This window comes from Rhodococcoides navarretei (genome assembly GCF_038069675.1).
In the GTDB taxonomy this organism is placed as follows: domain Bacteria; phylum Actinomycetota; class Actinomycetes; order Mycobacteriales; family Mycobacteriaceae; genus Rhodococcoides; species Rhodococcoides navarretei.
On the sequence record NZ_JBBPCN010000001.1, the window covers coordinates 891,435 to 916,973 of the forward strand.

The window sequence follows — 25,539 nt, forward strand, 5'->3', positions numbered from 1 at the left end:
TAGGTATGTTCTGCGGTGACGAGTCTGTTTCCCGCGTTACGTGGACGTAAATGCACACCGATGACAAGTGTGCTTGACATTTTATGACAAGCAGAGTTGACTTTTGTCATGCCCGGAACCAACAACGTTCGCGAGCATCGCAAACAGGCACGCATCACCCAGGCCGAGCTCGGCACCATCTGCGGGGTGAGTCGTCAGAGCATCGTCTCCGTCGAAGGCGGCGACTACGCGCCGAGCGTCTACCTGGCACTGCGATTGGCCCGCGCACTCGATACGACGGTGGAAACACTGTTCGGAGACGAAGGAGAGTCAACATCATGAGCGCATTCGTCAGAGCCGCTCGATTCGTCGGAGATCTCGACGACGACTTCTACGCCGACGAGCTGCAACGCGACATCTGGAACGAGGCCTCGGCCGTCGGATTGCAGTCGCTGTTCTGGATCGGACTGATCTCAGGCGCGATATTGCCCTACGCGGCGGGCGTCGCTGGGGCTTGGGTGGCGCTGGGGATATTTCTGGCGATATTCACAAGTGCCTATGTCGTGATCGGGTACGCCCGGGCACGGGGGGTCGACGCACACACGATTCAGGAGTGGCGACGCCCTAGGTTTGCGGTGTTCCTCGTTCTGTATCTCGCGGGTGCGGGCGGAACATTGGTTCGATTGGTTGCCACGTACCTCGGGAGTAGCACCTCGATGTGGGTCTCGATGGCAGTTGCGGCGGTTGTAGGAGCTGCTGCCGCTGCGGTGGGTGTCAACACCAAGAAGCGTAAGCAGCGAGAAGCCGAGCTCGCCGCCGAGAAGGTCGAGCTACAGGGCTTCGATGAAACGGACCGACCCCAGTAATTGGATGGCATGCGAACGGTCTTACACGGCGAAAGGATACGTAAAGGTCTCGGTTCGGACGGTCCGTTCGCAGATCCACGGCGCGGGGGGTATGTTCTGACCGATGACATCGCGATTCCCTGGTGTCTGCGGCTGTTGGTGGGCTGGTCGGAGGCGGGTTCGTAACGCGGACGGTTACGCCCCCGATGTAAAGAGAGGCTCGGGTCGAGGCCGATGACGACGTGCGAAACCAATCCGTCATCCATCGCGCCACGAAGCAACAACGAGACCACGTCGAACGTTCACCTTCGGGTGGAGCACGCTAACAGGGAAGTCGAGGCCGTGCGCAAAGACAAGAGCTACCTCAGACTCGTCGGGTCGAGCACGCCGCAGCCCACCATCGAGGCTCTCGGCGGGCCGAAGACCATCACGGTCCACGTAGACAACGTTCTACCAGGGCAGATGTGCGAGGTCCTGCACAACGGCATGCTGTCACTGAGTCACCGCGTCGTCGTGGAAGACAGCGCCACCAGTGTCACCATCACCACGTTCAACCTCAAGCAGGGTGAATACAACGTCTCGCTGCGACTGGACGGACGCCTGGACTGCGTGACCGAAGCGCAGACCGTCGTCGTCGGTGAGCAGTTCGAGGTTCGACGCAGCTCGTAATACCTCCGCCACGCCCGACGGTTGATGCGCCGTCACCGTGTCGTGGCCCGTCGGGCACTTTCATCTTGACTTTGACGCAGCGTCAATCCCGATGATCGAGTCATGAGTCGCATCCGTCTTGCAGTCCCGCTGTACATCGGTGGCGCGTCGTTGTCGCTGTTCGGCAACTCGGCCATCACGATCGTCCTGCCCTGGTTGGTGCTGGCGACGACCGGAAGTCTGTCGTCGGCAGGCCTGATCGCTGCGGCGGCAGGTATCGCTGCGGTACCGGCAACGTTTGCCGGTGGTCGGCTGATCGACCGGTTCGGGGCACGCAACGTGGCCGTCGCCTCCGATCTCGGCAGCGCGGCCGCAGTGCTCGGCCTGATCGTGGTGGATGCGACGGTGGGATTGTCGGTGCCATGGTTCATGGTGCTGGCAGTCGCAGGCGCTGTCTTCGACGTTCCAGGGATGACGGCTCGTCAGGCGATGCTCGCCGACGTCGCGTCGATCTCGGGAACGTCGGTCACGACAGTGGCAGGGTTCTTTCAGACCGGTTTCTCGCTGGCGTTCCTGGCCGGACCGGCGTTGGCAGGTCTACTGCTCAGCGTGCTGGATCCGATCGACGTCGTTGCTGTCACCGCCGCTTCGTCGGCGGCCGCTGCGGTGTTGACTGCGCTGGTTCCGGTCATGGGCCAGGCATTCGCGACTGCTGCCACGGGGGCAGGCAGTGCCCTGCGCCTGATCCGGGCCACGCCCGCATTGCGGGCGATGCTGATCTTCGCGTTCCTCTCGAGCCTGGTCACTCCGCCGATGATCAGCCTGCTGCTGCCCGGCCACTTCAACGAGATCGGCAAACCCGGGCAGCTCGGCCTGGCCATGTCTGCGTTCGCCATCGGTGCCCTTGCAGGGTCGGCCCTGTTCGCTTTCCTGGCCGCCCGATCGCGCCGGGCCACCTTCGTGACGGGAATGGTTGCGATGACGGCAGGCATCTGGCTGTTCGCGCAGCTGCAGGGATTCTGGATCGTCGCGGCCGGGATGCTCGTGATGGGTCTCGGGTCTGGACTGTTCGGCCCGATCTGGAATGTCTACGTGGCCGAACGCGTCCCCGCAGACGTCCGGGGACGCGTTCTCGGCTGGCTGAACATGGGCGGGCTCGTGGCCGGGCCGATGGGGTTGGGGCTGATGTCGGTGGTGCTCGTCGGCGGGGACCTCGCTCTCGGGGCCGTCGTGATGGGAATCGGCTGGACCGCTGTCGCTGCCTATGCGGTGCTCAGTCCCGGTGCGCGTGAGCTGACCGAACCGGTGCCGGACTCTGCCGGGGTGGACCGTTGATCGGCAAGAATGGTCGTCATGCTGCGTATCGGTGAGCTGGCATCCTATGTGGGAGTGACGACCCGAACCGTGCGGTTCTACCACCAGCAGGGGCTGTTGGACGAGCCGAAGCGCGACACCTCCGGTTACCGTTTGTACGACGGGGAAGCCGTGCTGAGGCTCTCCCGCGTCGTTGCTCTTGCCTCGGCCGGGGTGCCACTGGCGCGTGTCCACGATCTGCTCGACGCCTCGCAGGAATCACTCGACCTCGCTTTGGGCGAGATCGACGCCGAGCTGAGCACCAGGATCGAACGGCTGGAGAAGGATCGCGACAGACTCAGGTTGCTGCGTGCCGGCGACGCGCTTGTCCTTCCCGATGTGATCGTCGGCCTGATCACGCATCTTCGCGAAGCGGGCATAGACTCCGCAGTGGTCGATCACTATCGCGATGCCTGGGTGCTGACGTATGCCGTCTACCGGCCCCGGCTCGATCCCTGGCTGGAGGAGTTCGGTGCCGTCATGCTCAGGGACCCGGGGTATCTGGCACTGATGGTGCGCTCGTTTCGAGCTGCCGAGCTCGAACCCGATGACCCACGGATCCAGCAACTCGCGGACGACACGGTCGAATGGATGGTGAACGCCTGGGACAGTGACTCCCTCGAGTGGTCGTTCGAGCGCGGCCTCGACGATCCCCAGGCCAATGCACTGCTCGAGGCGCAGTGGGCCGACCGGCCCGCCTGGGTGCGCATCAGCGAGCTGATCATGCACGGTCTGCAGGAGCGCGGAATCGAACACTCCCGACCCTGACGACGGCCGTCGGCGATCGTCAATCCTCGACGATCAGGGACGGAGTGTCGCGGCGGAGAATGTTGCCCTTGAAGAATTCCGGCTTGCGCAGTGCCACCACCGCCATGACGACCATGCCGAGAACGATGATGCCGACGCCGATGAGGAACACCATGCCGATACCGAACAGTGATGAGCCGCTACCGAATTCGGGGTCCCAGGCGTCGACCGAGGTCTGCACGAACACCACGGCCATGCCGACGCCACCGAGGAGCGGGGCGAGGAATTTGAAGAAGAAGTTGCGGGTGCTGGTGAACAACTCTTCACGGAAATACCAGACACAGGCGAACGCCGTGATGCCGTAGTAGAAGCAGATCATCAGGCCGAGCGCGGCGATGGTGTCGGTGAGAACGTTGTCGCTCACCACTCGCATCACGGCGTAGAAGCCGGCCGATGCCCCGCCTGCGACGAGCGTCGCGAAGCCCGGAGTGCTGAATCGCGGTGTGATGGAGGCGAACCGCTTCGGTAGGGCCTGGTAGTGGCCCATCGCGAGCAACGTGCGGGCCGGCGAGATGAACGTGGCCTGCAGCGAACTGGCGGAGCTGCTCAACACGGCCAGTGACAGCAGGATCGCGAACGGACCCATCACCGGCCCGGCGAGGGCGGCGAACACGTTGTCGGTGGTGTCGGGGTTCTGCAGTCCGTTTCCGGTGTCGCCGGTGCCGGCGAAGAGCAGGGTTGCCACGGCGGTGAGCAAGTACAGAACGATGATGAAGAACACCGTGACCAGCGCTGCGCGGCCGGGAATCTTCGCGCTGCCCGAGGTTTCCTCGTTGACCGTCAGACAGACGTCCCAACCCCAGTACATGAAGATCGACAGCGACAGGCCCGCCGTGAACGCCGAGAAGCTCGGGATGCCGAACGGGTCGAACCAGTCCAGGCCGAACGAGATGTCCTGGGCCCCCTCGCCCGAGCCCACCTTGACGAACGCGGCCACGATGAACCACGCCATCACCAGCAGTTGGAAGCCGAGCATCGTGTACTGGACACGCTTGGTCTCCTGCATCCCGCGGTAGCAGAGCCACGCCGCCAACCCCATGAACACCAGACACGTGACGATATTGACGAGCTTGTTGCCGGTCAGGTCGGCCAAGGAGTCGTTGCTGGTGACCTGGGCGAGAAAGAGATAGAAGAAGTCGACGGCCACTCCGGCCAGGTTCGAGAGCACGATGATGGTCGCCGCGATCAGGCCCCACCCGCCCATCCAGCCGACGTACGGGCCGAAGGCCTTCGACGCCCACGTGAACGACGTACCGCTGTCGGGCTCGGCCGCATTGAGCTCTCGATAGCCCAACGCCACCAACAACATCGGGATGAAGCCGACGATGAAGATCGCGGGCAGATGTACCCCGACCTCGGTCACCGTCGGCCCGAGCGAGGCGGTGAGCGCGTACGCGGGTGCGATGGTCGAGATACCCAGGACCACACTCGCCAACAACCCGAGCTGGCCGGCGGACAGTCCCTTGGACTCGACGTCCACTACCTTGTGCTCATTCATCGCCGGCCTCTCTCGGAACAACGATCATCGGAACGGGAACGACTCGAAGCATCTTGGCGGCAACCGATCCCAGGAACAGGCGATGCGGCTGGGCGAGCCGAGACGAGCCCACCATCAACACGTCGCCGTCGTGCCAGTCGAGCGATGACACGGCCTTCTCGATGCCGGAGCCCTCCGCCACCCTCAACTGCACGTCCGATCCCTCGGGTAGTCCCGCTTGTACGGTGCGCAGCACCTCCTCGGCCTCGGCGAGACCTCCCGGTCCCCGCGCCGATCGCGGGTCTGCGGACACGAGGGAGAGTAGGCGAAGCGGCAACTCGGCGGTGACGGACAGGTCCGTGGCCGCGTCGACGAGTTCTGCTGCCCCCGGCCTGTTTCCGATGGCGCAGGTGATCTCCCTGATGCGCTGCGGCGGAGAATGCCGATACCCCCGCGGAGCCAGCGCGAGCGGCACGTGCGCCACGTGCAGCAGATCGCTGGTGACGGTGCCGATCGAGTGGCGTCCGAGCAGACCGTCACCGGCCGCACCGACGACGATCATGTACGCCTGGCATTCGTCGACACAGTCGAGCAGTCCCTGTGCGAACGACTCGTCGAACAGCAGGTGCGTACGCGCCTCCACGTCCTCGGGCACCATCTTCAGTGCCTCGGCCAGCCACTCGGTGGCCTGGTCGATCAAGATGTCGTCGTACCCCGCCTCGACGGGCGCTTTGGACGGCACCGGACGCTCCTGCGGCAGCACCAGAGCGATGTCCAGCGATGCTTGCAGAGAGCGGGCAAGGGTTGCGCCCAAGGCGATTCCGTCCGCGCCACTCGGTGTTGCCTGGTACCCCACGATCAGACGCATTTTCGGACCTTCCCTGAAGTCGGTCGAGCTAATGACAGGTGCTACCGGGATCGGTGTGGCAATGCTTCGACGCGGACGGGGCAACGTCCAGTGACGGGTTGCGATCGAAGAAGCCGAACGGCTTCAGCCAGAACGAGACCGTATCTGCGGGCATCACCGGCCAATCCTCCGGCCGGGTGATGTGATGGATTCCGAACGTGTACCAGACGACGACATCGGTGTTCTCGATGCTTCGATCCGCCTCGGTCCACTCCGGCAGCCCATGGTCGACGCCACTCTGGTTGACGAATTCGCCGCTGGGCCAACGTTCGTCGGGTGAGTTGGGGGTGACCCAGACGGTGTGGCCGATCACCTGGGAACGCTGGAAGATCGGCGACGCGGGATCGAACATCGATGGGATCGCCGCTCCCGGAACCAGCTTGTAAGCGGGCCGGGTGCCGAGGCCGTTGGTGACGTTGTCGTTGACGACCTTCCACGCCTTCTGCGTGTTCCAGTCGTAATCCTGCCTGCCTTGGGACTCGGTGGTCAGGGGAGTGTTGACCTGAGTGAGGGCGAGGCCGTAAGGATTGTCCGGGCCCATCGGAACCCGTTGTGTCTCACTGGCATACACGGTGTTATCGGTGCCGTCGATGTCCAGATCGAGGCGGGCGACCAGGAAGTGCTGGTGGTACGGCGCGTAGGTTCGGTTGTCGACCAGCGTTCCGGATGGGTGAGATTGCCCGGGAGCGAAGTGGGTGACGACCATGATCCCCGTCGCGCGCACCTCGCACTCGATGTTGCCGTCCTGGTAGAAGCGCCAGTAGACGAGGTACTCGTAGTTGGCGACGGTGGCGTGGAAGCTGACCGTGAGGCGACGCATCCGACGTACCTCGGCCCCGGCGTCGTGATCGACGTGCTTCCACAGCACGGCATTGTCTTCCTCGTGGATGCAGATGGCGTTGGTGATCGTGTACGGCTCACCCTTGCTGTTGTGCAGCACCGCGTCGAGGTAGCGGATCTCGCCCAGGCAGTCGCAGCCGAGCTCGAGCGAGGTGGTCATGAAACCGAGACCCCACTCGCCGATATCGAACGCGGTGCGCCGGTAGTGGTCCTCGGTGTGATCGCGATACGGAACGATCATCTCCGCGAACGACATTCGATTGGCGACGGACCGGACGTTCCCGTTGTCGTTGTAGCTGACGGCGTGCAGCGTCATGCCCTCGCGGTAGTTGAACCCCACGCGGAGCGACCAGTTCTGCCATGTGAGCTTGTTGCCGTCCAGCTCGAACGACGGGCCGTCCGGCTGGGTGATCTCGAGCGGCTTCAGCGGCGGCCGGCTACTGGCGTTGCGGATGCGTTCCGGAATGTGTCGGGGCACGTACTCGCCCATGATCTCCGGCCGCTCGACGCGGTACGTGTCCTCGATCTCGAGCAGTTCCATCGTGTTCACGTCGATGACGCAGTGGAAACCGCCGACCGGCCCGGCATAGGGATTGGCACCCTCCGCGGCCTTGACCCAGGTATCCGACCAGCCGAGGCGTCGACCCTTGTACTTCTCGGGCGTCACCGCCTCGCCGTACGTCCAGGTGTCCATGAACACCAGATCCAGATCGGTGATGCCGCGATCGGCAAGGGCAGCAATGACATCGGGGTGGGCGCGCAGGGCTGCGTCGGCCTCCTCCCACTCGTCGACGGTGAAGTTGGGCTGCACATCGGGGATGTGCGTCCACGATTCGGTGCTTCTGCTGTCCAGCGACACCACGGCTTTGAACGTGGTGTTCTCGGCGCGATTCAACACCACCGATACTGCTCGACGCGCAGGCGCCGTACCGTCCGCATCGAATGCGGCTACCTCGGACTTGGGCGGTTCGATCATCTCGATCGACGCGAATCGCCACCCGTCGCCGACGCCGTGTTCACGACCCAGAACCTCGGCGACGGTGGAGAATTCGTCGCTCGACAGCGGGTCAAGGGGATGAGAGGTCACGAGATGGACTCCGTCGAGCTCATCACATGCTTGATGCGGGTGTAGTCCTCGACGCCGTACGCCGAGAGGTCCTTGCCGTAACCGGAGTATTTGAATCCACCGTGCGGCATCTCCGCCACCAACGGGATGTGGCAGTTGACCCAGACGGCACCGAAGTCCAAGGCTGCCGAAATGCGAAGTGTGCGTGCGTGATCGGAGGTCCAGACGCTCGACGCGAGACCGAAGTCGACGTCGTTGGCCAGGGCGATCGCCTCGGCCTCGTCGGTGAACTTCTGCACCGTGAGCACCGGGCCGAACGTCTCCTCCTGCACGATGGGGTCGGACTGCTGCACGCCGGTGATGATGGTGGGCTCGAAGAAGAAGCCCTTGTCTCCGATGCGCTTACCGCCGGTCACGATGGCGGCATGCGCGCCGATACCGTCGACCTTGGAGCTCACCTGGCCGAAGTGGTTGGCGTTGTTCAGTGGGCCGAGGAAGGTATCGGGGTCGTCAGGTAGGCCGACCTTCAGTGTCTTCGCCTTGGCCACAAGAGCATCGACGAGGGTGTCGTGTACCGACTCGTGTACCAGGACGCGGGTGACGGCGGTGCAGTCCTGGCCGGCGTTGAAGAATGCGGCCTCGGCGATGCCGTCGGCGGCCTTGCTGATGTCGACGTCGTCGAACACGATTGCCGGTGCCTTGCCGCCGAGTTCGAGATGCGCCCGCTTGAGCTGCTTGGCGGCGGCCACGGCCACTGCGATGCCGGCGCGGACGGATCCGGTGATCGACACCAGGCCTGGAGTCTTGTGCTCGACGATCGCGGCACCGGTGCCGCCGTTGCCGAGGACGACGTTGAGCACGCCGTCCGGAACGATGCCCTTCGACAGCTTCGCCAACACCAGCGTGCTCTCGGGCGTGGTGTCACTTGGCTTGAGCACGACGGTGTTTCCGGCGGCCAGCGCGGGACCGATCTTCCAGATCGCCATCATGAACGGGTAGTTCCACGGGGTCACCTGACCGACGACACCGATCGGTTCGCGTCGAACATAGGACGTGAAGCCGTCCATGTATTCGCCGGCGGACTTGCCCTCGAGCATCCGCGCCGCGCCTGCGAAGAATCGGATCTGATCCGCACCGACCGTCACTTCCTCGGCGGCGATGGTGGCCTTGGGCTGACCGGTGTTGCGGCTCTGCGCCTCGACGATCTCGTCGCTGTGCGCCTCGATGGCGTCGGCCAGCTTCAGCAGAACCTTCTGCCGCTCACTCGGCGTCGTCTTGCCCCAGGTCTCGAATGCGCTGGCAGCGGCCGACATTGCGGCCTCGACATCGGCGGCGTCGGAGATGGGGGAGTGGGCGACAATCGACTCGTCCACCGGATTCACCACATCGAGCATCTCGGTGCCCGAGGGCGTCACGAACGCCCCGTCGATGTAGTTCTGCAGGACAGGCACCGTCATCTCTGAACCCCTAGCGTCGACAGTTTCGGTTCTGCAAAGCCTGCACCTACCGACGAGACTTCGCCACCCGACAAGTCGTCCAATGTCTGGGTCTCGATCAGGACGAAATGTCGGTCTATCTCGGACGCGAACCAGCTGCTCACCGGCTAGCCTGTGGCGGTGGGAGACACAGAGGTGGGGTACAGACAGATCGCCGACGACACCTGGGCTTTCATGCGGCCGCCCGGAAGTTGGGGACAGACCAACACCGGATTGATCGTGGCACCGGGTTCCGCGTCGATGTTGATCGACACCGTGTGGGATGTGAACTGGGCGCAGCGGGTCGTTGCCGACACCGCCGAACTGGTTGCCGACGCGCCGATCACCGAGGTGCTCAACACTCACTCGGACGGCGATCACTGGTGGGGAAACGACACTGTCCCCGCCACCGCTCGTATCACTACCAGCGCTGCGTCACTGCACGCCATGAAAGAGGAGACACCACCGAAAGGTGTGAACGCGTTCGCCTCCTTCGGTGAGAAGGTCGGATGGGTACCGGGACCGATCGGTGCAATGGGCTCCTACATGAATCGAGTCCGCGGCGACGCCACCTTCCCCGCGACGCTGCCGCGATTGCCGGATCACACCTTCGAGACCACCGACACCATCGACGTAGCGGGGCGATCCGTGCACTTGCGCTACCTGGGCCCGGCGCACACCGAGGGCGATCTCATCGCCCACCTCCCCGATGTCGGAGTGGTGTTCGCCGGCGACCTGCTGTTCATCGACGCCACCCCGGTGCTCTGGCACGGCCCGTTGCAGAACTGGATCGACGCCCTCGACCACCTTCTCGAACTCGACGCCGCCGTCTACGTCCCGGGCCACGGACCCCTGTGCGGCACCGACGAGATCCGCGCAGTCCGCAATTACTGGACCTGGGTGTCCGAGGCCGGACGCACGTGCTTCGACGCCGGACTCGACTCCACCGAGGCCGCCCTCAATCTGCTGAAGTCACCCGAATTCGGTCGGTATGCACACTGGGACTCACCGGAACGACTGATCCTGAGCATGAGCACGCTCTACCGCCTGTGGCGAGGGGAGCCCGCTGCGCCACCCACGCTGACGCGTCGAGCACGGGCGTTCGCGGACGCAGGACGCTTCCTGCGAGAGCGCTAGGCGAACCGCTGTGTCGACGCCGCCGCCTGTGCGAACAGAGTGGACAGATCGAGTCGGTCTGCGGCGGGTTCGAGCACGACGGTGGTAGCACCGGCATCGATCCAGCGTTGCAGGTTGCCGGGGTCGGCATCGGAATCGGACGCTACGGCCACGTAGACGACGATCTCGTGTCCCGGCCCACCGTCGATCTGTTCGATTGCCGTTCGCACCTGATCCGGTGACGTCTCGCTCGTGAGAATGGTGCCCGCGCTCGTGCGGCCGCTGAGGGCCAGAGTTTTCGGTCCGGTCGCGCCGACGAGCAGCGGAAAGGCCTGCGTTGGAGGCCAATTCAGCTGCACATTGTCGAGCGAAACATACCGGCCCTGTACGGTGACGCTCTCGCCTGCCAACAGCGCGGTGAGCGCCGCCATCTGTTCGTCGAGCAATGTCAGAGGCGATTGCACTCGCGCGCCGATCTGGCCCATCCACGACTGCACCCCGTGTCCGAGTCCGACGCGCAGCCGTCCCGGATGAACTCGGGCCGCTGCTGCGATCTCCATGGCTGTGGCTGCCACGTTCCGCATCGGAGTGGGCAACACCCCGACGCCGACGTTCACGCGATCGGTGCTCGCGAGAACCAGTGCAGCAGTGGACATTCCACCGGAGAAAAAGCAGTCTTCCCATAACCACACCTCGTCGACGCCCGCGCGGTCGGCCGCACGTGCTGCTTCGACTATTGCCTCCGGCGGAACCTCGGGTCGAAGTACGACGCCGATTCGTGTCATTGCAGATCTCCTTCTTCTCAGCGGACGAGGTACGGGGACACCGAACTTCGGTGCTCGTCTATGTCGAGGTCCTTCCCCAGCGGCGGAAAGGCACGTTGCGGGCAGTTCGAGCGTTCGCAGACCCGGCAGCCGGCTCCGATCGGCGTCGCAGCGACCGAGCCCTGTACGTCCAGTCCGTCGGCATACACCAGACGTCCGGCGTGGCGGAGTTCGCAACCGAGGCCGATGGCGAAGGTCTTGCCGGGCTGTCCGTAACGCGCGGCCCGACGCTCCACTGTGCGTGCGATCCACAGGTAGTTGCGGCCGTCGGGCATCTCGGCGATCTGCGTCATGATCTTGCCGGGATAGGCGAAAGTCTCGTACACATTCCACAGAGGGCAGGTGCCGCCGCTCGACGAGAAGTGAAAGCCGGTGGCAGACTGCCTCTTCGACATATTCCCTGCGCGGTCGACTCGGACGAACGAGAACGGGACGCCCCGCAGCTCGGGTCTCTGCAGGGTGGAGAGCCGATGGCAGACCGTCTCGTAACTGACCGAGAAGAAGGCCGAAAGTCGCTCTATGTCGTAGCGAAAATCCTCGGCAACATCGTGGAAATGGTGATACGGCAAGACCGTCGCGGCAGCGAAGTAGTTCGCGAATCCGAGCACCGCCAACTTCTTCGACGACTCGCTCGTGAAGTTTCCCTCGTCGGCCATCTTGTTCAGTAGATCTCCGCATTCGAGGTAGGCCAGTTCGGCCGCGTACCGGAATACCTTCTGCCCACCGGACAGATGTGGTGAAATCTCCAACACTCGCGACTGCGGGTCGAAACGGTGCAACACGTTCTCGCCGAGGTCGATCCGGTTGACGATCTGGACGTCGTGCACCGTCCGCAGCCGCTTGGCGATCTCGCCGCCCAGGTCGGCGCGATGGAATCGGATTCTCGAGGTCAGTGCCTCCGCCGCGGTATCCAGATCGTGCAGATAATTCTGTCGCTGATAGAAGTAGTCGCGCACTTCTTCGTGTGGCTTGCTGATCGAACCACTGCCACTGCCGTCGGAGAAGCGGTCCTCGGTTGCGGCCAGAAGCTGAGCTGTCGTATTGCGGTATCGGCGGTGCATGTTGACCATCGCTCGCGCCAACTGCGGGTGCGAACTGACCATCTGCGCAATTTCGTGCGCATCGGCGTCGATACCCATGTCCTGATCGAGGGCGACCTCGCGCATCTCGGCGACCAGCCTGGTGTCGTCCTCCGAGGAGAAGAACGAGGTGTCTACGCCGAAAACCTCCGAGATGCGCAGCAGCACCGGAACTGTCAACGGGCGCACGTCGTGCTCGATCTGGTTGAGATAGCTGGCCGAGATGCCCAGCTTCTGCGCCAGCGACACCTGACTCATGCTGCGTTCGCTGCGTAACTGCCGAAGCCGCACGCCGACGAAAGTCTTGGACACAGTGTCAGGCTACGCCTGCGAAGAATTGGCTTAACACAGTTGGCAGATAGCTGCTGGATCACAATGCGGTGCTGTTCGGGAACATTAGCCGAGGTAAAGGCGTATACCGGTATACGAGCTATTCACCACGCACCACGAGGAGCGGTCATGTCCAACCGTCAACGCACATCCGAAATCGTCAGGGACGTCGTCGTCTTCGTCACGGGAGCCGTGCTCGTCGCTTCCACCGTCTGGCTTCCCGTCCAGGGAGACCAGGAGGTCACCGGAGCCATCCTGGTGCTCGGCATCCTCGCTGCGTCGTCTGCGCTCTGGGCCATCGGATCCGCGTCCAGGCAGAGCCACTGGACCCACGTGGGTCTCGGTCTGTTGCTCGCGGTCTCGCCCGCACTGATGGTGTTCCCGTCCGGCCTGCTTGCCGCGGACCTGTTCGCCATCATCGGCGGACTCGTGATCGCCGCCATGGGCGCGCTCGGGGTGCTGGCCTCGCGCCGGGCACCGGTCACTTCTCAGATGGTTGCGGCCAGTGACGAGCGCAGCGGCGTTCGTATCTGAGATTTCCTGCAACTGGTGCTCCACTCCCATGGGCGCGTGCGATGAACCTCGTGCGCGGGCACGGGAGTGGAGCATTGTGTGCAGTCATCGCCGAGTCGGCTACTGCGACCGGCCTGGTGCAACAGGTGCTCCACTCGACGCGGCAGAACTGCTGGATCCCGCTTACGAGCACGGGAGTGGAGCACCGTGTGCAGTCATCGCCTCGATTCCCGACGTCGTCGGATCACCGACGCAATCTCTCCGGCGATGACGTCCGGTGCGGCCAGTACGTCGAATGCCGAGTAGCGCAGCACCAGCCAGCGATCGAGCACCAGCGCGTTCTGCCTGCGCCGATCCTTGCTGAATACCCCGGCTGCACTGTGGAATTCGCGTCCGTCCACTTCGATGATCGTTCGGCTGCGACGGTCGACGAGGTCGCAGATGTACGGACCGACTGCCGCATTCATCTCCAGGTACAGCCCGATCCGGTGCAGCGCGCGTCCCAGTGACCGCTCCGGTTCCGAGGCGAACCTGGTCACTGCCAGCCGAACTTGGCGAGCCAACTCTGCGTTGCCGCGTCGACCCGGGAATCGTTCGAGCAGGCGGAGCAACGACGCGGGGTCGAGTCCGAACTTCAGGCGTTCGTCGATCAGCAACTCGGCCTCGTCGCGGGGGAGTACCGCCAGGCAATCGAGAATCGTCTGTGCGGGCGTGGTGCACGGCAGGGTCTCGACCTCGTCGACGAGCCTGGAATCGAGTGTCCGACGGTGTAGCCGAAGCCATGGCGGTGGCCGCAATCTCGCCGAGCTAGGGACCGTGGCGTCGAGGGTTGTCGGTTCGGTCGTCCAGCCCCGTAAGTAGGCGGCCGACCGGTGACTGAGCACGGCGTCCGGTCGCCACAGCGAAACGGCCCGACACCGATCCATCGTCGACGGTTCCCCGCGTATGTGGACCGTCGGCAGAACACGGGTGAAGTGACGCGAGACGGTGCTGGGGTGGAATCCGGAGGCCAGGAGCTGCTGGAGGGTGGCGGGGCCGGGATTGGAGCATGCGGAATGACCTGTGGGTCTGGGAGTGGAGCCTGCGGAATGACCTGTGGGTCTGGGAGTGGAGCCTGCGGAATGACCTGTGGGTCTGGGAGTGGAGCCTGCGGAATGACCTGTGGGTCTGGGAGTGGAGCCTGCGTCGGGTGTCATGGGTGCAGTGTCGGGGAGCGCTGGGGTGGCGTCGGTGGGCCGACCTGGGGGAATGGAATGCCCTGTGGATACCTGCGTGTCTGTGGATGAGTGCACGTTGCGCTCCATTCCGAGGCGTCGAGCCGGGGATCCCCGCGGAAGTGGCGTCGAGTGGCGCAACCCGTGAGTGTTCACATTCTGGGATAAAGGTAGTGTGATGTCCGTCACGTCGAACCCGAGTTCTGACTCGATTCAGACGTGCCGTTCAAACCGTACAAGCGTCCTGTATGAGTTTTTGTTCATTGCGTTCATCAACTGGGGATTCATCGCTACTGACGAGTAACCGCGCCGTCCGATCGGAGAGGTTTGTCGCGGCCGAAAATTTGCAAAGTTAGCAAGGGTGCAGGGAAAGCTAGCCAAGATTGGCACTAACAACTGGTAGACGCCTGTTTTCCGTTGTGCCATTGTTTTGGAGTACACCAGAAGGGCCTGGCAACGATGTGAAGATTCGTCTCGAGGCAGGCCGAGAAGCAGAAGAGACTGGAGCTGAAGATGTCGACCACCGGCACCCCGAAGACCACCGCCGAGATTCAGCAGGATTGGGACACCAACCCGCGCTGGAAGGGCGTCACCCGTAACTTCACCGCGCAGCAGGTCTCCGACCTCCAGGGCACCGTCGTCGAAGAAGCGACACTCGCTCGCCGCGGCAGCGAGGTCCTCTGGGACCTCGTGAACAACGAGGACTACATCAACTCGCTCGGTGCCCTCACCGGCAACCAGGCCGTGCAGCAGATTCGCGCCGGCCTCCAGGCGATCTACCTCTCCGGCTGGCAGGTCGCAGGCGACGCGAACCTCTCGGGCCACACGTACCCGGACCAGAGCCTCTACCCGGCCAACTCGGTGCCGTCGGTGGTCCGTCGCATCAACAACGCACTCCTGCGCGCCGACGAGATCGCCAAGATCGAGGGCGACACGTCCGTCAAGAACTGGGTTGCACCGATCGTCGCCGACGCCGAAGCCGGCTTCGGTGGCGCACTGAACGCCTACGAGCTGCAGAAGGCCATGATCGTGGCCGGCGCCGCAGGCGTGCACTGGGAGGATCAGCTCGCATCGGAGAAGAAGTGCGGCCACCTCGGCGGCAAGGTTCTCATCCCGACCCAGCAGCACATCCGCACCCTGACCTCGGCACGCCTCGCGTCCGACGTCGCCGACGTCCCGTCGGTCATCATCGCCCGTACCGACGCCGAGGCAGCCACGCTGATCACCTCCGACGTCGACGAGCGCGACCGTGAGTTCCTGGACGGAACCCGCACCGCAGAAGGCTTCTTCGGCGTCAAGAACGGCATCGAGCCCTGCATCGCTCGCGCCAAGGCCTACGCCCCGTACGCCGACCTCATCTGGATGGAGACCGGCGTGCCGGATCTCGAGGTCGCCAAGAAGTTCTCCGAGTCGGTTCGCAGCGAGTTCCCGGACCAGCTGCTCGCCTACAACTGCTCGCCTTCGTTCAACTGGAAGGCGCACCTGGACGACGCGACCATCGCCAAGTTCCAGAAGGAGCTCGGAGCCATGGGCTTCAAGTTCCAGTTCATCACCCTCGCAGGCTTCCACTCGCTCAACTACGGCATGTTCGACCTGGCACACGGCTACGCCCGCGAAGGCATGACCGCGTTCGTCGACCTGCAGGAGCGCGAGTTCAAGGCTGCCGAAGAGCGCGGCTTCACCGCCATCAAGCACCAGCGTGAGGTCGGCGCAGGCTACTTCGACCGCATCGCCACCACCGTCGACCCCAACACCTCGACGGCTGCACTGAAGGGCTCCACCGAAGAAGGCCAGTTCCACTAGGCCGCCTCCCCGGACCTCTAGCGCACTAGTCAGGCGGCCCCAGCGTTTCGTTGCGGGCCGCCTGACTCGTATCTGGGCACGTTTGCTGGTACCCCAGCAGAGTTACCCTCATCTCGCCTTATGCTGTTGTGCCGCAATGCAAATGAACAGGAGTGCTGTATGACGGTCGAGAGGGTGGGGATCGTCGGAGCGGGACAGATGGGCGCGGGAATCGCGGAGGTCTGCGCCCGCGCACACGTCGATGTGTTGGTCTACGAGCAGACCCGCGAACTGACCGCGGCCGGCCGCAATCGCATCCTCCGATCACTGGACCGCGGCGTCAGCAGCGGCAAGATCACCGAACGCGAACGAGAGAACGCGGCATGCAGGCTCCGCTTCACCTTCGATCTGGCCGACTTCGCCGATCGCCAACTCGTCGTCGAAGCAGTGCTCGAGGACGAGAAGATCAAGACGGATATCTTCACCGAGCTCGACGCGGTCGTGACCGACCCCGGCGCCGTACTCGCCTCGAACACCTCCTCCATTCCCATCACGACGCTCGGATCCGCTACGACGTCTCCGAACCGAATCGTCGGACTGCATTTCTTCAACCCGGTACCGGTGCTGCCACTCGTCGAGCTCGTCACTACCGATGCGACCTCCGAAACGGTCGCCGACCGCGCCGAGCAATTCGCAGGCGACGTTCTCGGCAAGCAGGTGGTGCGGTCGGCCGACCGCTCGGGATTTGTCGTCAACGCGCTACTCGTGCCGTATCTGCTCTCCGCGATTCGCATGGTCGAATCCGGATTCGCCACCAAGGAAGATGTCGACAAAGCAACCGTGTTGGGACTGGCGCACCCGATGGGTCCGCTCGCGCTCGCCGATCTGATCGGTCTCGACACCGTGAAAGCCATTGCAGATTCCATGTACACGGAATTCGCGGAACCGTTGTTCGCGCCGCCACCGTTGCTGCTGCAGATGGTCGGGGCCGGGCAAGTGGGTAAGAAGACCGGAATCGGGTTCTATCGCTACGAGAACGGCCGGGTCGCAAAGTAACCACCGTCTCGTAGCGCTATTGTCGTTTTGCCAGTTCAACCACTTCGATCGCAGGGAGCGTGTCAGTGAGCAAGTCCAAGAAGTCGAACGGTCTGGTACCCAAGGCATTCGGAATCGGGTTGGCCGCCACCGGCGCCGCCCACTTCGTGGTACCCGAGGCCTTCGAGGGAATCACCAAGCTCCCGTTCCCTACGGACACTCGAACGTGGATCAGCCGCAACGGAGCCACTGAACTGGCCGTCGGCGCGGCCATCGCGTACCCCAAGACTCGGAAGATCGGACTGATCGGTCTGGCGGCGTATGTTGGATGGCTCGGCGTGAATATCGCCAAGAACGGCTGATGTTAGTGTTGCGAACGACTCGTTTGAAATAGGAATAGCCTGGTCGGGGCGGTAGCTGTGTTGCGCTTACACAGATGCGTAGGTAGCAATGTAGTCATGACTTCAGCTACCGCTTACCAGGCCACCGCTCCGGACGCCCCGCTCGAAAAGGCGACGATCGAGCGGCGCGCCGTCGGACCGAACGACATCCTCATCGACGTGAAGTTCGCGGGCATCTGCCACTCCGACATTCACACCGCCCGCAACGAATGGGGCGGCACCTCGTACCCCGTGGTTCCCGGACACGAGATCGCCGGCATCGTTGCCGAGGTCGGCTCCGAGGTGACCAGCCGCAAGGTGGGCGACCGCGTCGGCGTCGGCTGCTTCGTCGACTCCTGTGGCGAGTGTGAGGCATGCAAGGACGGCGACGAGCAGTACTGCACCAAGGGCGTCGTCCAGACCTACAACTCGAAGACCTACGAGGGTGAGTTCACCAACGGTGGATACTCCACCCAGATCGTCGTCACGGAGAAGTTCGTGCTCGGCATCCCCGAGGGCATCGAGCTCGATGTCGCGGCACCGCTGCTGTGCGCAGGCATCACGCTGTACTCGCCGCTGAAGCACTGGGGAGCGGGCCCCGACAAGAAGGTCGCCATCATCGGAATGGGCGGACTCGGACACATCGGCGTCAAGATCGCTCACGCCATGGGTGCGCATGTCACCGTGCTGAGCCAGACCGATGCCAAGGAGGCAGACGGCAAGGCCTACGGTGCCGACGAGTACTACGCCACCAAGGACACCACCGCGCTCAAGGATCTCCAGGGCAAGTTCGACCTGATCCTCAACACCGTCTCGGCCAATCTGCCCATGGGCAAGTACCTGGGACTGCTGGCCCGCAACGGCACCCTCGTCGAGCTCGGTGTTCCAGAGAAGCCCCTCGAGGTGCCTGCATTCAATCTGCTGGCCAACCGTCGCTCGTTCGCCGGTTCCATGGTCGGCGGCATCGCCGAGACCCAGGAAATGCTGGACTTCTGCGCCGAGCACCACATCGGTGCCGAGATCGAGGTCATCCCGGCCGAGAAGATCAACGAGGCATACGACCGCGTCGTCAAGTCCGACGTGCGCTACCGCTTCGTGATCGACGCAGCCACGCTGTAACTGTCTTCTTGTACGCGTGAATGGTCCATTGACCTGCCCAGACGGGGGTCAATGGACCATTCACGCCTTCGAAGGGGGTTCAGCTCTCGGCCAGCCGCTTCTTCTCGTGTTCGACGTCGAAATCTGCTGCAGGCCAGTCGAGATCGAGCTTCTCGAGGGCGTCGATGAGAATTTCCGTGACAGCAAGTCTGCTGTACCACTTACGGTCGGACGGAACGACGTACCACGGTGCGTGATCGGTATCCGTACGATCCAGGACCCGCTGATACGCCTCCCGGTACTGCGGTAAAAAGCCACGCTCGGTCACATCGCCCGGGTTGTACTTCCAGTACTTGTCCGGTCGATCGAGCCGCTCCTGCAGCCGCTTCTTCTGCTCGTCCGCCGAGACGAACAAGGCCACCTTGACGACGACCGTGTCCTCGTCGACCAATTCCTTCTCGAAGGCGTTGATCTCGTCGAATCGCTTCTCCCACACTTGCCGCGGCACGAGATCGTGGACCGCGACGACGAGCACGTCCTCGTAGTGGGACCGATCGAACACCCCGATTCGGCCGGCCCGCGGAAGTGCTTTGCGGATGCGCCACAGATAGTGGTGCTGCTTCTCTTTCTGGGTCGGCACCCCGAACGAGGCGAGCTCGACACCCTGCGGATCGACCATCCCGATGACGTGTTTGACCATGCCGCCCTTGCCCGCGGTGTCCATGCCCTGCAACACCAGCAGAACCGACTTGGTGCCGCCTGCGCGCCCGTGGGCATAGAGCTTTTCCTGGAGCGCCGCAAGAACTGCACCGCGCTGCTCGAGGACGTCGTTGCCGTGTGCTTTCGCGCCGTCGAATCCCGGAGTTGCCGTGAAATCGATGTCCTCCACACGGGGAGATGCGCCGGCGCGCAGCACATCGACGGGCGAGAGCGTCCACAGTTTCGACTTGTCGGCCATAGGCGAGAAGACTACTTCTCTACCATGGGATTCATGGCCCCTACCATTGCAAAAGCAGAAACCGTGTCGCGTGAGGAATTGCTCGAATTCGTCTCCCCGCGGCACCATCACACCCTGATCACCCGCAAGCGCGACGACGGTCTGCAGGTCTCTCCGGTTTCGGCCGGGGTGGACTCGGAAGGCCGCATCGTCATCGCCACATACCCCGAGCGCGCGAAGGTGCACAACATCCGCCGCAATTCCGCCGTCACGGTGCTGGTGCACAGTGACGACTGGAACGGCGACTACGTGCAGGTCGACGGTACGGCCGAGATCATCGATCTGCCCGACGCCGTCGAGCCGCTGGTGGAGTATTTCCGCAGCATCGCAGGCGAGCACTCGGACTGGGACGAGTACCGCGCGGCGATGGTGAAACAGGGAAAGTCGTTGATACGCATCGTGATCGACACCTGGGGACCGATCGCCGCGGGTGGCTTTCCCCCGGGAAGGGTGTGACAAGCCCGCCAGGGAGAGTGTGACAAGCCCCCCGGGAAGAGTGTGACAAGCCCGCCCGGGAGAGTGTGATCTAGCCCTTCAGTGGTGCCGCGAACAGTGGCACTGCGTTTTCCAGTGCGTATCGGGTGCCGGCCACCGAGGCGGCCGAGAATGCGTTGGACAGGTCGAGATCACCGAGAACTACGAGGCGTCCGTCGCGTGCCGACGGCAGGCCCTGGATCGACGGGTTCTCGGTGATCACCTCGGGTCCGGTGCCGATGGGGAACATGACGGTGAGGTCGGCGTCGAGGGCAGCGACGTTCTCTTCGGAGAGTTCGATGCTGAACGCTCCCGGCTCGGCGAGGTTCTGGATGGCCGGGGTGTTCGTCATTCCGAGTGATTCGAGGAAGTCGACGCGGGTGTCGCCGCGCACGTAGGCACCGATCTGTCCGCTGTAGAGCGTGCCGACGGCGACGGTCTTGTCGGCGAACTCCGGGTTGGCCGCGATCGTGTCGTCGATCAGTGCCTGGGTGTCGTCGACGAGCTTCTGGCCCTCGTCGACCTTTCCGAGCGCCTCGGCGACGATCTCGGTCTGGCCGTCCCACGTGGTGCCGTAGGCGACGTCGGTTCCCGGTGGTGCCGCGACGGTGGGTGCGATGTCGGACAGCTGGTCGTAGACGGCCTTGTCGTTGGTGCTACGCGTCCAGAGAATCAGGTCCGGGGCCAGAGCGGCAACCGATTCCAAGTCGACGTCGAAGGTGCCGACGATCGTGGGGTCGGTGTCGTAGGACTCGTCGACCCACGGCCCTAACCCGTTTCCGCCCACGCCGAGCCAGTCGCTGGCCCCGACCGGTTCCACGCCGAGGGCCAGCGCGGTCTCTGCGTCCGACCAACCGAGCGCCACCACGCGCTGGGGGTCTGCCGGAACTTCGACGTCACCGAACATGTCGGTGACCACGACACCACCGGCCTCGGAGGGGTCGGTGGTGTCGCCGTCAGCGGCGTCGGAACTGCACGCGGTGAGGGCGAGGGCAAGGGTGAGGACTGCCGCAGGCAGAGCCACCGAACGAGAGATGCGCATAGGGCACGCTAACCTATCAAGCGCGGAAATGCTCCACGATCTTCGCGCAGAAGGCAGGCAAGTCGTCCGGGTTGCGGCTCGAGATCAGGTTCCCGTCGACGACCACTTCCTCGTCGACGACCGTGCCACCCGCATTGCGGATGTCGGTGCGGATGCTCGGGTAGGACGTCAACGTCCGGCCCTTCACGACGTCGGCCTCGACGAGGGTCCAGGCTCCGTGGCAGATTACGCCGACGGGCTTGCGGGCCTGCACGAATGCGCGGACGAACTCGACCGCGTCCGCGTCGACACGAAGTTGGTCGGGGTTGGTGGTTCCGCCGGGCAGGATCAGGGCGTCGAAGTCGTCCGCAGACACGTCGGCAACGACGCGGTCGACGGTGAAGGTGTCGGCGGCATTGACGTCGCTCTCCATGGCTTGGATGTCGCCATGGTCGAGTGCGACCAATGTGACTGTGGCTCCGGCTTTTTCGACGGCTTCGCGGGGCTGAACCAGCTCGACTTGCTCGACGCCGTCAGTGGCGAGAATGGCGATGCGGCGTCCGGTCAGGGTTTCGTTGGTCATGTCTGTTCGGATGTCCGACCGGGCCGGATCTCAAACTGACGAGCGATGGTACGAATGGAGACATGAGCGAATCACCCATCGAAACTCCTGCCGAGGATCGCGCGCAGCAGGACCTGCCGATCGTGGACGAGCCGGCCGAGCCGAACGTGGACGATCTGCCCGTCGAGGCCGACGCCCGAGACGTACTGGACCAGCGAGCCGAGGTACCACTGGACGACGAGGGGTACGACGAGCGTTAGGACGTGCCGGGCTCGTCGACCAGAGGGTGAGGCTGCGACTTGAACTTCGCCGGTGAGCCGTCGGCCATGGCAACCCCGTGGATTCCGCCCCACATCATCATGCAGAGGTAGTCGATCAGGTCGTCCGCCGACATCGACTTGTTGGAGATCCACCAGTGGGTGGCCAACTGGACCGCACCGACGATGGCGAACGCCCACGGCACCGAACCGCCCGAGTCCATCTCGCGTTGGCGAAGGCGCTCGCCCAGCACGGTCGAGAGCAACTCGGCGATCATTCGCTCCGACTCGGCGACGACGTCGCGGTTGTTGCCGGCGTTGTTCGCCATGACGTACAGGTACACCTCGGGATCGGTGGCCACCGTCTCGACGTACGCGGTCACCACGACGCGAGTGAGCTCGTACTCGTCCAGCTCGTGCGAGATCGCGGCGTAGATGCGCGGGGCGAGCGTCGTTTCGACGTACCGCGACATGGTTGCGCTCGTCAGATCGTTCTTGTCGGTGAAGTACCGGTAGAGCACGGTCTTGGAGATACCGATCTCCGACGCGATCTCGTCCATTCCGATCTCGCGGCCGCGCAGCCGGATGGCGGCCAACGTGCCGTCGACGAGTTCCTCGCGTCGCGCGATCTTGTGCTCACGCCACCGACGTTTGCGGCCGTCCGGCTTTTCGGCCTTGGGCTTGTCCTCGCTCGGCTCGGACTCGTCCAGCTTTGCCTCCGTCGTATTTCTCGCCACAATGCCACCCTATGCGCCTGCTCCGACACCATTGCAGGCTGTGTCCGGTTGATCCGTCACATTTCTGGGCACAATGTCGGTTGTGCAGCTCATGAACTTCGACGACGAGACCAAACGCCGCGACCTCCGCAAGATGAAAACGGTCGCGACCGGGTTCCTCGTTTTCGCCTCGATCGTCTACCTGTTCTGCCGGTGGCAGGAGTCGACGGGTGCGGGGGCGTGGGTGGGGTACGTCCGGGCGGCGTCGGAGGCGGGCATGGTGGGCGCGCTCGCGGACTGGTTCGCGGTGACGGCGCTGTTCAAGCATCCGCTGGGCATCCCGATTCCGCACACGGCGCTGATCAAGAAGAAGAAGGATCAGCTGGGCGCGAGTCTGAGTTCGTTCGTCGGTAGCAACTTCCTGGCACCCGAGGTGGTGTCGGAGAAGGTCGCGTCGGCTCAGGTTCCGTTGCGGTTGGGCACCTGGCTCGCCCAGCCCGACAACGCCGAACGTGTCGCGGCCGAGGCGGCGACCGTGCTGCACGGTGTCGTCGACGTTCTCAACGACGAGGACATCACGGCCGTCATCGACAGCACCATCGTTCGCCGACTCGCCGATCCGCAGTGGGGACCGCCGATCGGCCGCATTCTCGACGAGTTGCTTCGCGAGAACCGTCAGCTGCCGCTCATCGACATGCTCGCCGAGCGCGCTCATCAGTGGGCGCTGGGCAGCCAGGAGATGATCGATCGCGTCGTCGCGCGGGATTCCCCGAACTGGTCGCCGAAGTTCGTCGACACCCTGTTGGGAGAGAAGGTCTACAAGGAACTCGTCGAGTTCACCTGGAAGATCCGCTCCAACCCCGAGCACGATGTGCGCCTGGCCGCCAACAAGTTCCTCGTCGATTACGCCAACGACCTGCAGCACGACCCGGTGACGATCGAGAAGGCCGAGAAGCTCAAGGCTCAGATCATGGGGCGCGAGGAGATCACCGGCCTCGCGGCGGCAACGTGGAAGGTGGCCAAGCGGCTGATCACCGAGTCGGTGGACGATCCGACGAGCACACTGCGTACCAAGATCAAGGAGAACACCGCCAACCTCGGCGTGCGGCTGCGCGACGACGAGGAACTGCGCGGCAAGGTGGACGGTTGGCTCCTCGGTGGGGCGAGTTACATCGCCGCGAACTACGCGGACGAGATCACCACGATCATCGGCGATACCGTCGCTCGCTGGGACGCCGAGGAAGCGAGCAAGAAGATCGAACTCCAGGTCGGACGCGATCTCCAGTTCATTCGCATCAACGGAACCGTCGTCGGTTCCATCGCCGGTCTGGCCATCTACACGATCTCGGATCTGATCTTCGGGCACTAGTGCTAGCAGAGTGCTTGCAATAGTTAGCACCCTTCGGTACCGTCCAGTAGGACACCGAAACAGGAGGCCGAGATGGCCGAGGACGAGGGAGATCTGGTCGCCAAGGCGACCGAAGCGACGCAGGTGGTTGCCGAGGCCGGGGATCTTGTCGCCGCAGTCGTGACGACTGCAGCCCAGGACATCGGCAGCTACATCCGATCCCAACGCGAAGCCGCACAGGTATCGATGCGGCAACTAGCCAGCCGGGCCGGAGTGAGCAACCCCTACCTGAGTCAGATCGAACGCGGACTACGAAACCCGTCCGCAGAAGTGCTAGCGCAGATAGCCAAGGGTCTGCGCGTCTCCTCGGAGGTGCTGTACGTCCGGGCCGGGATCTTGGAAGCGCGTCCCCACGGTCCGGTGCGCGAAGCTCTGCTCGGCGATGAGCACATCACCGAGCGGCAGAAGCAAGTGCTGATCGAAATCTACGACTCGTTCCGTCGTGAGAACGAGTCGACGCCCGAACCCGAACCCGACGAACAGGAGACACCCGATGTCTGATTCCAAGAACTTCGAGAACGTCAAGACCCCCATCTTCGCAGCCGTCGGTGCAGGCGACGCCGTCGTCCAGGCAGTAGCGGACGTCGTCGCCCAGGTGCGTTCGCGCGCCGAGAGCCGCACCAGCGAGGTCAACGCCCGCATCGCAGACCTCTCCGACGACGTCACCGAAGGCGTCGAGAGCCTGCGCGAGCGTCTGGCGAACCTGCCCGCCGAGCTTCCCGACGAGATCGCCGAGCTCCGCGAGCGGTTCACCCCCGAGGAGCTTCGCAAGGTTGCCGAGGCCTACCTGAAGGTCGCCTCCGATCTGTACACCTCGCTCGCCGAGCGTGGCGAGGAGACCGTCGAGCGCATTCGCCGCACCCCGGCCGTCGAAGAGAGCCTCGAGCGCGCCAACTCCGCTGCCAACGACGTCGTCGACCTCACCGAGCAGGCCCTCGGAACCGTCGCCTCGCAGACTCGCGCAGTCGGCGAGCGCGCCGCTGCCATGGCCGGCCTCGCGTCGGACAAGGTTCGTGAAGGTGCCGAAGAGATCTCCGACGCGGCCGACGAGCTCGCCGAGAACATCGACGAAGCAGGCGACGAGGCCAAGGACAAGGCCGTCGAGGCGTCCGACAAGGTGAGCGGCGTGGCGGGCAAGGTCGAGGCCAAGACGCGTAGTAGCGCGAATTCGCCGATCAAGAAGACCCCGGCACCGGCCAAGAAGACGGCACCGGCACCGGCAGCCAAGAAGGCCACCCCGGCTCCGGCCAAGAAGGCTCCGGCGAAGAAGACCACTCGCTAAAGCATTCGTAAAGAAAACGACCCCTGCGCCGCGCGGTGCGGGGGTCGTTTCTCG

General features: G+C 63.9%; 27 protein-coding genes. 16 read left to right on the forward strand and 11 right to left on the reverse strand.

The window, feature by feature from the left end; all coding sequences use genetic code 11:
- Window positions 1–108 precede the first annotated feature (108 nt).
- From AABD04_RS04430 to AABD04_RS04450, 5 genes are all read left to right on the forward strand, one after another.
- Window positions 109–321, forward strand: coding sequence for a helix-turn-helix transcriptional regulator (locus AABD04_RS04430; RefSeq protein WP_341440360.1), 213 nt, complete (start codon window positions 109–111; stop codon window positions 319–321).
- Window positions 318–845, forward strand: a complete 528-nt coding sequence (locus AABD04_RS04435; RefSeq protein WP_341440361.1) for a hypothetical protein — start codon at window positions 318–320, stop codon at window positions 843–845. The genes AABD04_RS04430 and AABD04_RS04435 overlap by 4 nt, the downstream gene beginning before the upstream one ends.
- Window positions 846–1,058: 213 nt before the next feature.
- On the forward strand, window positions 1,059–1,493 hold the full coding sequence (locus AABD04_RS04440) for a hypothetical protein (RefSeq protein WP_341440362.1): 435 nt from the start codon (window positions 1,059–1,061) through the stop codon (window positions 1,491–1,493).
- A 102-nt stretch (window positions 1,494–1,595) separates the two neighbouring features.
- On the forward strand, window positions 1,596–2,807 hold the full coding sequence (locus tag AABD04_RS04445) for an MFS transporter (protein WP_341440363.1): 1,212 nt from the start codon (window positions 1,596–1,598) through the stop codon (window positions 2,805–2,807).
- An 18-nt stretch (window positions 2,808–2,825) separates the two neighbouring features.
- A complete protein-coding gene (locus AABD04_RS04450) occupies window positions 2,826–3,593 on the forward strand; it encodes a MerR family transcriptional regulator (RefSeq protein WP_341440364.1) in 768 nt (255 codons plus the stop codon).
- A gap of 19 nt (window positions 3,594–3,612) precedes the next feature.
- On the opposite strand, the gene AABD04_RS04455 is transcribed toward AABD04_RS04450, so the two are convergent.
- From AABD04_RS04455 to AABD04_RS04470, 4 genes are read right to left on the reverse strand one after another with little or no spacing between them, the layout of a single operon-like run.
- A complete protein-coding gene (locus AABD04_RS04455; protein WP_341440365.1) occupies window positions 3,613–5,130 on the reverse strand; it encodes an APC family permease in 1,518 nt (505 codons plus the stop codon).
- Window positions 5,123–5,977 carry a universal stress protein gene (locus AABD04_RS04460; protein WP_341440366.1) on the reverse strand — a complete coding sequence of 285 codons (855 nt, stop codon included), beginning with the start codon at window positions 5,975–5,977 and terminating at the stop codon, window positions 5,123–5,125. The genes AABD04_RS04455 and AABD04_RS04460 overlap by 8 nt, the downstream gene beginning before the upstream one ends.
- A gap of 28 nt (window positions 5,978–6,005) precedes the next feature.
- Window positions 6,006–7,943 (reverse strand): primary-amine oxidase, encoded by a 1,938-nt coding sequence (locus AABD04_RS04465; protein WP_341440368.1) that lies wholly within the window; start codon window positions 7,941–7,943, stop codon window positions 6,006–6,008.
- Window positions 7,940–9,379 (reverse strand): gamma-aminobutyraldehyde dehydrogenase, encoded by a 1,440-nt coding sequence (locus tag AABD04_RS04470; protein ID WP_341440369.1) that lies wholly within the window; start codon window positions 9,377–9,379, stop codon window positions 7,940–7,942. The genes AABD04_RS04465 and AABD04_RS04470 overlap by 4 nt, the downstream gene beginning before the upstream one ends.
- 159 nt (window positions 9,380–9,538) lie before the next feature.
- On the opposite strand from AABD04_RS04470, the gene AABD04_RS04475 reads away from it, so the two are divergent.
- Window positions 9,539–10,534, forward strand: a complete 996-nt coding sequence (locus AABD04_RS04475) for an MBL fold metallo-hydrolase (protein ID WP_341440370.1) — start codon at window positions 9,539–9,541, stop codon at window positions 10,532–10,534.
- Here the strand turns inward: AABD04_RS04475 and AABD04_RS04480 are convergent.
- Complete coding sequence (locus AABD04_RS04480) at window positions 10,531–11,298, reverse strand: LLM class flavin-dependent oxidoreductase (protein WP_341440371.1); 768 nt, start codon at window positions 11,296–11,298, stop codon at window positions 10,531–10,533. The genes AABD04_RS04475 and AABD04_RS04480 overlap by 4 nt on opposite strands.
- A gap of 17 nt (window positions 11,299–11,315) precedes the next feature.
- Window positions 11,316–12,728 carry an acetate metabolism transcriptional regulator RamB gene (gene ramB / locus AABD04_RS04485; protein WP_243596492.1) on the reverse strand — a complete coding sequence of 471 codons (1,413 nt, stop codon included), beginning with the start codon at window positions 12,726–12,728 and terminating at the stop codon, window positions 11,316–11,318.
- Between the two features lie 147 nt (window positions 12,729–12,875).
- On the opposite strand from ramB, the gene AABD04_RS04490 reads away from it, so the two are divergent.
- On the forward strand, window positions 12,876–13,280 hold the full coding sequence (locus AABD04_RS04490) for an SPW repeat domain-containing protein (RefSeq protein ID WP_341440372.1): 405 nt from the start codon (window positions 12,876–12,878) through the stop codon (window positions 13,278–13,280).
- A 194-nt stretch (window positions 13,281–13,474) separates the two neighbouring features.
- On the opposite strand, the gene AABD04_RS04495 is transcribed toward AABD04_RS04490, so the two are convergent.
- Window positions 13,475–14,185 carry a DUF559 domain-containing protein gene (locus tag AABD04_RS04495; RefSeq protein WP_341440373.1) on the reverse strand — a complete coding sequence of 237 codons (711 nt, stop codon included), beginning with the start codon at window positions 14,183–14,185 and terminating at the stop codon, window positions 13,475–13,477.
- An 801-nt stretch (window positions 14,186–14,986) separates the two neighbouring features.
- Between AABD04_RS04495 and aceA the strand changes: the two genes are divergently transcribed.
- The 4 genes from aceA to AABD04_RS04515 all read left to right on the forward strand — a co-directional run bounded on the left by aceA (window position 14,987) and on the right by AABD04_RS04515 (window position 18,789).
- Entirely contained in the window at window positions 14,987–16,276 is a 1,290-nt protein-coding gene (aceA, locus tag AABD04_RS04500) for an isocitrate lyase (RefSeq protein WP_008713563.1), read from the forward strand.
- Window positions 16,277–16,435: 159 nt separating this feature from the next.
- Window positions 16,436–17,311 carry a 3-hydroxybutyryl-CoA dehydrogenase gene (locus AABD04_RS04505; RefSeq protein WP_341440374.1) on the forward strand — a complete coding sequence of 292 codons (876 nt, stop codon included), beginning with the start codon at window positions 16,436–16,438 and terminating at the stop codon, window positions 17,309–17,311.
- 65 nt (window positions 17,312–17,376) lie between these two features.
- A complete protein-coding gene (locus tag AABD04_RS04510; RefSeq protein WP_243596489.1) occupies window positions 17,377–17,652 on the forward strand; it encodes a hypothetical protein in 276 nt (91 codons plus the stop codon).
- 96 nt (window positions 17,653–17,748) lie between these two features.
- Window positions 17,749–18,789, forward strand: coding sequence for an NAD(P)-dependent alcohol dehydrogenase (locus AABD04_RS04515; RefSeq protein ID WP_243596488.1), 1,041 nt, complete (start codon window positions 17,749–17,751; stop codon window positions 18,787–18,789).
- Window positions 18,790–18,868: 79 nt separating this feature from the next.
- Here the strand turns inward: AABD04_RS04515 and AABD04_RS04520 are convergent, their stop codons facing one another.
- On the reverse strand, window positions 18,869–19,726 hold the full coding sequence (locus AABD04_RS04520) for a PPK2 family polyphosphate kinase (RefSeq protein ID WP_341440375.1): 858 nt from the start codon (window positions 19,724–19,726) through the stop codon (window positions 18,869–18,871).
- Between the two features lie 33 nt (window positions 19,727–19,759).
- On the opposite strand from AABD04_RS04520, the gene AABD04_RS04525 reads away from it, so the two are divergent.
- Entirely contained in the window at window positions 19,760–20,221 is a 462-nt protein-coding gene (locus AABD04_RS04525; RefSeq protein ID WP_032394153.1) for a PPOX class F420-dependent oxidoreductase, read from the forward strand.
- Between the two features lie 70 nt (window positions 20,222–20,291).
- Here the strand turns inward: AABD04_RS04525 and AABD04_RS04530 are convergent, their stop codons facing one another.
- Window positions 20,292–21,281 carry an iron-siderophore ABC transporter substrate-binding protein gene (locus tag AABD04_RS04530; protein WP_341440376.1) on the reverse strand — a complete coding sequence of 330 codons (990 nt, stop codon included), beginning with the start codon at window positions 21,279–21,281 and terminating at the stop codon, window positions 20,292–20,294.
- 16 nt (window positions 21,282–21,297) lie between these two features.
- Window positions 21,298–21,843 carry a type 1 glutamine amidotransferase domain-containing protein gene (locus AABD04_RS04535; RefSeq protein ID WP_341440377.1) on the reverse strand — a complete coding sequence of 182 codons (546 nt, stop codon included), beginning with the start codon at window positions 21,841–21,843 and terminating at the stop codon, window positions 21,298–21,300.
- 62 nt (window positions 21,844–21,905) lie between these two features.
- Here AABD04_RS04535 and AABD04_RS04540 point away from each other — a divergent pair, with 62 nt between their 5' ends.
- Window positions 21,906–22,082, forward strand: a complete 177-nt coding sequence (locus AABD04_RS04540) for a hypothetical protein (protein WP_243596484.1) — start codon at window positions 21,906–21,908, stop codon at window positions 22,080–22,082.
- On the opposite strand, the gene AABD04_RS04545 is transcribed toward AABD04_RS04540, so the two are convergent.
- Window positions 22,079–22,816, reverse strand: a complete 738-nt coding sequence (locus AABD04_RS04545) for a TetR/AcrR family transcriptional regulator (protein ID WP_341440378.1) — start codon at window positions 22,814–22,816, stop codon at window positions 22,079–22,081. The genes AABD04_RS04540 and AABD04_RS04545 overlap by 4 nt on opposite strands.
- A gap of 73 nt (window positions 22,817–22,889) precedes the next feature.
- On the opposite strand from AABD04_RS04545, the gene AABD04_RS04550 reads away from it, so the two are divergent.
- The 3 genes from AABD04_RS04550 to AABD04_RS04560 all read left to right on the forward strand — a co-directional run bounded on the left by AABD04_RS04550 (window position 22,890) and on the right by AABD04_RS04560 (window position 25,485).
- Window positions 22,890–24,164, forward strand: coding sequence for a DUF445 domain-containing protein (locus tag AABD04_RS04550; protein WP_243596482.1), 1,275 nt, complete (start codon window positions 22,890–22,892; stop codon window positions 24,162–24,164).
- Between the two features lie 72 nt (window positions 24,165–24,236).
- Window positions 24,237–24,704, forward strand: coding sequence for a helix-turn-helix domain-containing protein (locus AABD04_RS04555; RefSeq protein ID WP_341440379.1), 468 nt, complete (start codon window positions 24,237–24,239; stop codon window positions 24,702–24,704).
- Entirely contained in the window at window positions 24,697–25,485 is a 789-nt protein-coding gene (locus AABD04_RS04560) for a heparin-binding hemagglutinin (protein ID WP_341440380.1), read from the forward strand. The genes AABD04_RS04555 and AABD04_RS04560 overlap by 8 nt, the downstream gene beginning before the upstream one ends.
- The last annotated feature ends 54 nt before the right edge of the window (window positions 25,486–25,539 follow it).

What these genes read in the sequence shown, in the direction of transcription:
- AABD04_RS04430 (WP_341440360.1), top strand. Translation starts at nt 109, where the DNA reads ATGCCCGGAACCAACAACGTTCGCGAGCATCGCAAACAGGCACGCATC.
- AABD04_RS04435 (WP_341440361.1), top strand. Translation starts at nt 318, where the DNA reads ATGAGCGCATTCGTCAGAGCCGCTCGATTCGTCGGAGATCTCGACGAC.
- AABD04_RS04440 (WP_341440362.1), top strand. Translation starts at nt 1,059, where the DNA reads ATGACGACGTGCGAAACCAATCCGTCATCCATCGCGCCACGAAGCAAC.
- AABD04_RS04445 (WP_341440363.1), top strand. Translation starts at nt 1,596, where the DNA reads ATGAGTCGCATCCGTCTTGCAGTCCCGCTGTACATCGGTGGCGCGTCG.
- AABD04_RS04450 (WP_341440364.1), top strand. Translation starts at nt 2,826, where the DNA reads ATGCTGCGTATCGGTGAGCTGGCATCCTATGTGGGAGTGACGACCCGA.
- AABD04_RS04455 (WP_341440365.1), bottom strand. Translation starts at nt 5,130, where the DNA reads ATGAATGAGCACAAGGTAGTGGACGTCGAGTCCAAGGGACTGTCCGCC.
- AABD04_RS04460 (WP_341440366.1), bottom strand. Translation starts at nt 5,977, where the DNA reads ATGCGTCTGATCGTGGGGTACCAGGCAACACCGAGTGGCGCGGACGGA.
- AABD04_RS04470 (WP_341440369.1), bottom strand. Translation starts at nt 9,379, where the DNA reads ATGACGGTGCCTGTCCTGCAGAACTACATCGACGGGGCGTTCGTGACG.
- AABD04_RS04480 (WP_341440371.1), bottom strand. Translation starts at nt 11,298, where the DNA reads ATGACACGAATCGGCGTCGTACTTCGACCCGAGGTTCCGCCGGAGGCA.
- AABD04_RS04490 (WP_341440372.1), top strand. Translation starts at nt 12,876, where the DNA reads ATGTCCAACCGTCAACGCACATCCGAAATCGTCAGGGACGTCGTCGTC.
- AABD04_RS04495 (WP_341440373.1), bottom strand. Translation starts at nt 14,185, where the DNA reads ATGGATCGGTGTCGGGCCGTTTCGCTGTGGCGACCGGACGCCGTGCTC.
- aceA (WP_008713563.1), top strand. Translation starts at nt 14,987, where the DNA reads ATGTCGACCACCGGCACCCCGAAGACCACCGCCGAGATTCAGCAGGAT.
- AABD04_RS04505 (WP_341440374.1), top strand. Translation starts at nt 16,436, where the DNA reads ATGACGGTCGAGAGGGTGGGGATCGTCGGAGCGGGACAGATGGGCGCG.
- AABD04_RS04515 (WP_243596488.1), top strand. Translation starts at nt 17,749, where the DNA reads ATGACTTCAGCTACCGCTTACCAGGCCACCGCTCCGGACGCCCCGCTC.
- AABD04_RS04520 (WP_341440375.1), bottom strand. Translation starts at nt 19,726, where the DNA reads ATGGCCGACAAGTCGAAACTGTGGACGCTCTCGCCCGTCGATGTGCTG.
- AABD04_RS04525 (WP_032394153.1), top strand. Translation starts at nt 19,760, where the DNA reads ATGGCCCCTACCATTGCAAAAGCAGAAACCGTGTCGCGTGAGGAATTG.
- AABD04_RS04530 (WP_341440376.1), bottom strand. Translation starts at nt 21,281, where the DNA reads ATGCGCATCTCTCGTTCGGTGGCTCTGCCTGCGGCAGTCCTCACCCTT.
- AABD04_RS04535 (WP_341440377.1), bottom strand. Translation starts at nt 21,843, where the DNA reads ATGACCAACGAAACCCTGACCGGACGCCGCATCGCCATTCTCGCCACT.
- AABD04_RS04540 (WP_243596484.1), top strand. Translation starts at nt 21,906, where the DNA reads ATGAGCGAATCACCCATCGAAACTCCTGCCGAGGATCGCGCGCAGCAG.
- AABD04_RS04550 (WP_243596482.1), top strand. Translation starts at nt 22,890, where the DNA reads ATGTCGGTTGTGCAGCTCATGAACTTCGACGACGAGACCAAACGCCGC.
- AABD04_RS04555 (WP_341440379.1), top strand. Translation starts at nt 24,237, where the DNA reads ATGGCCGAGGACGAGGGAGATCTGGTCGCCAAGGCGACCGAAGCGACG.
- AABD04_RS04560 (WP_341440380.1), top strand. Translation starts at nt 24,697, where the DNA reads ATGTCTGATTCCAAGAACTTCGAGAACGTCAAGACCCCCATCTTCGCA.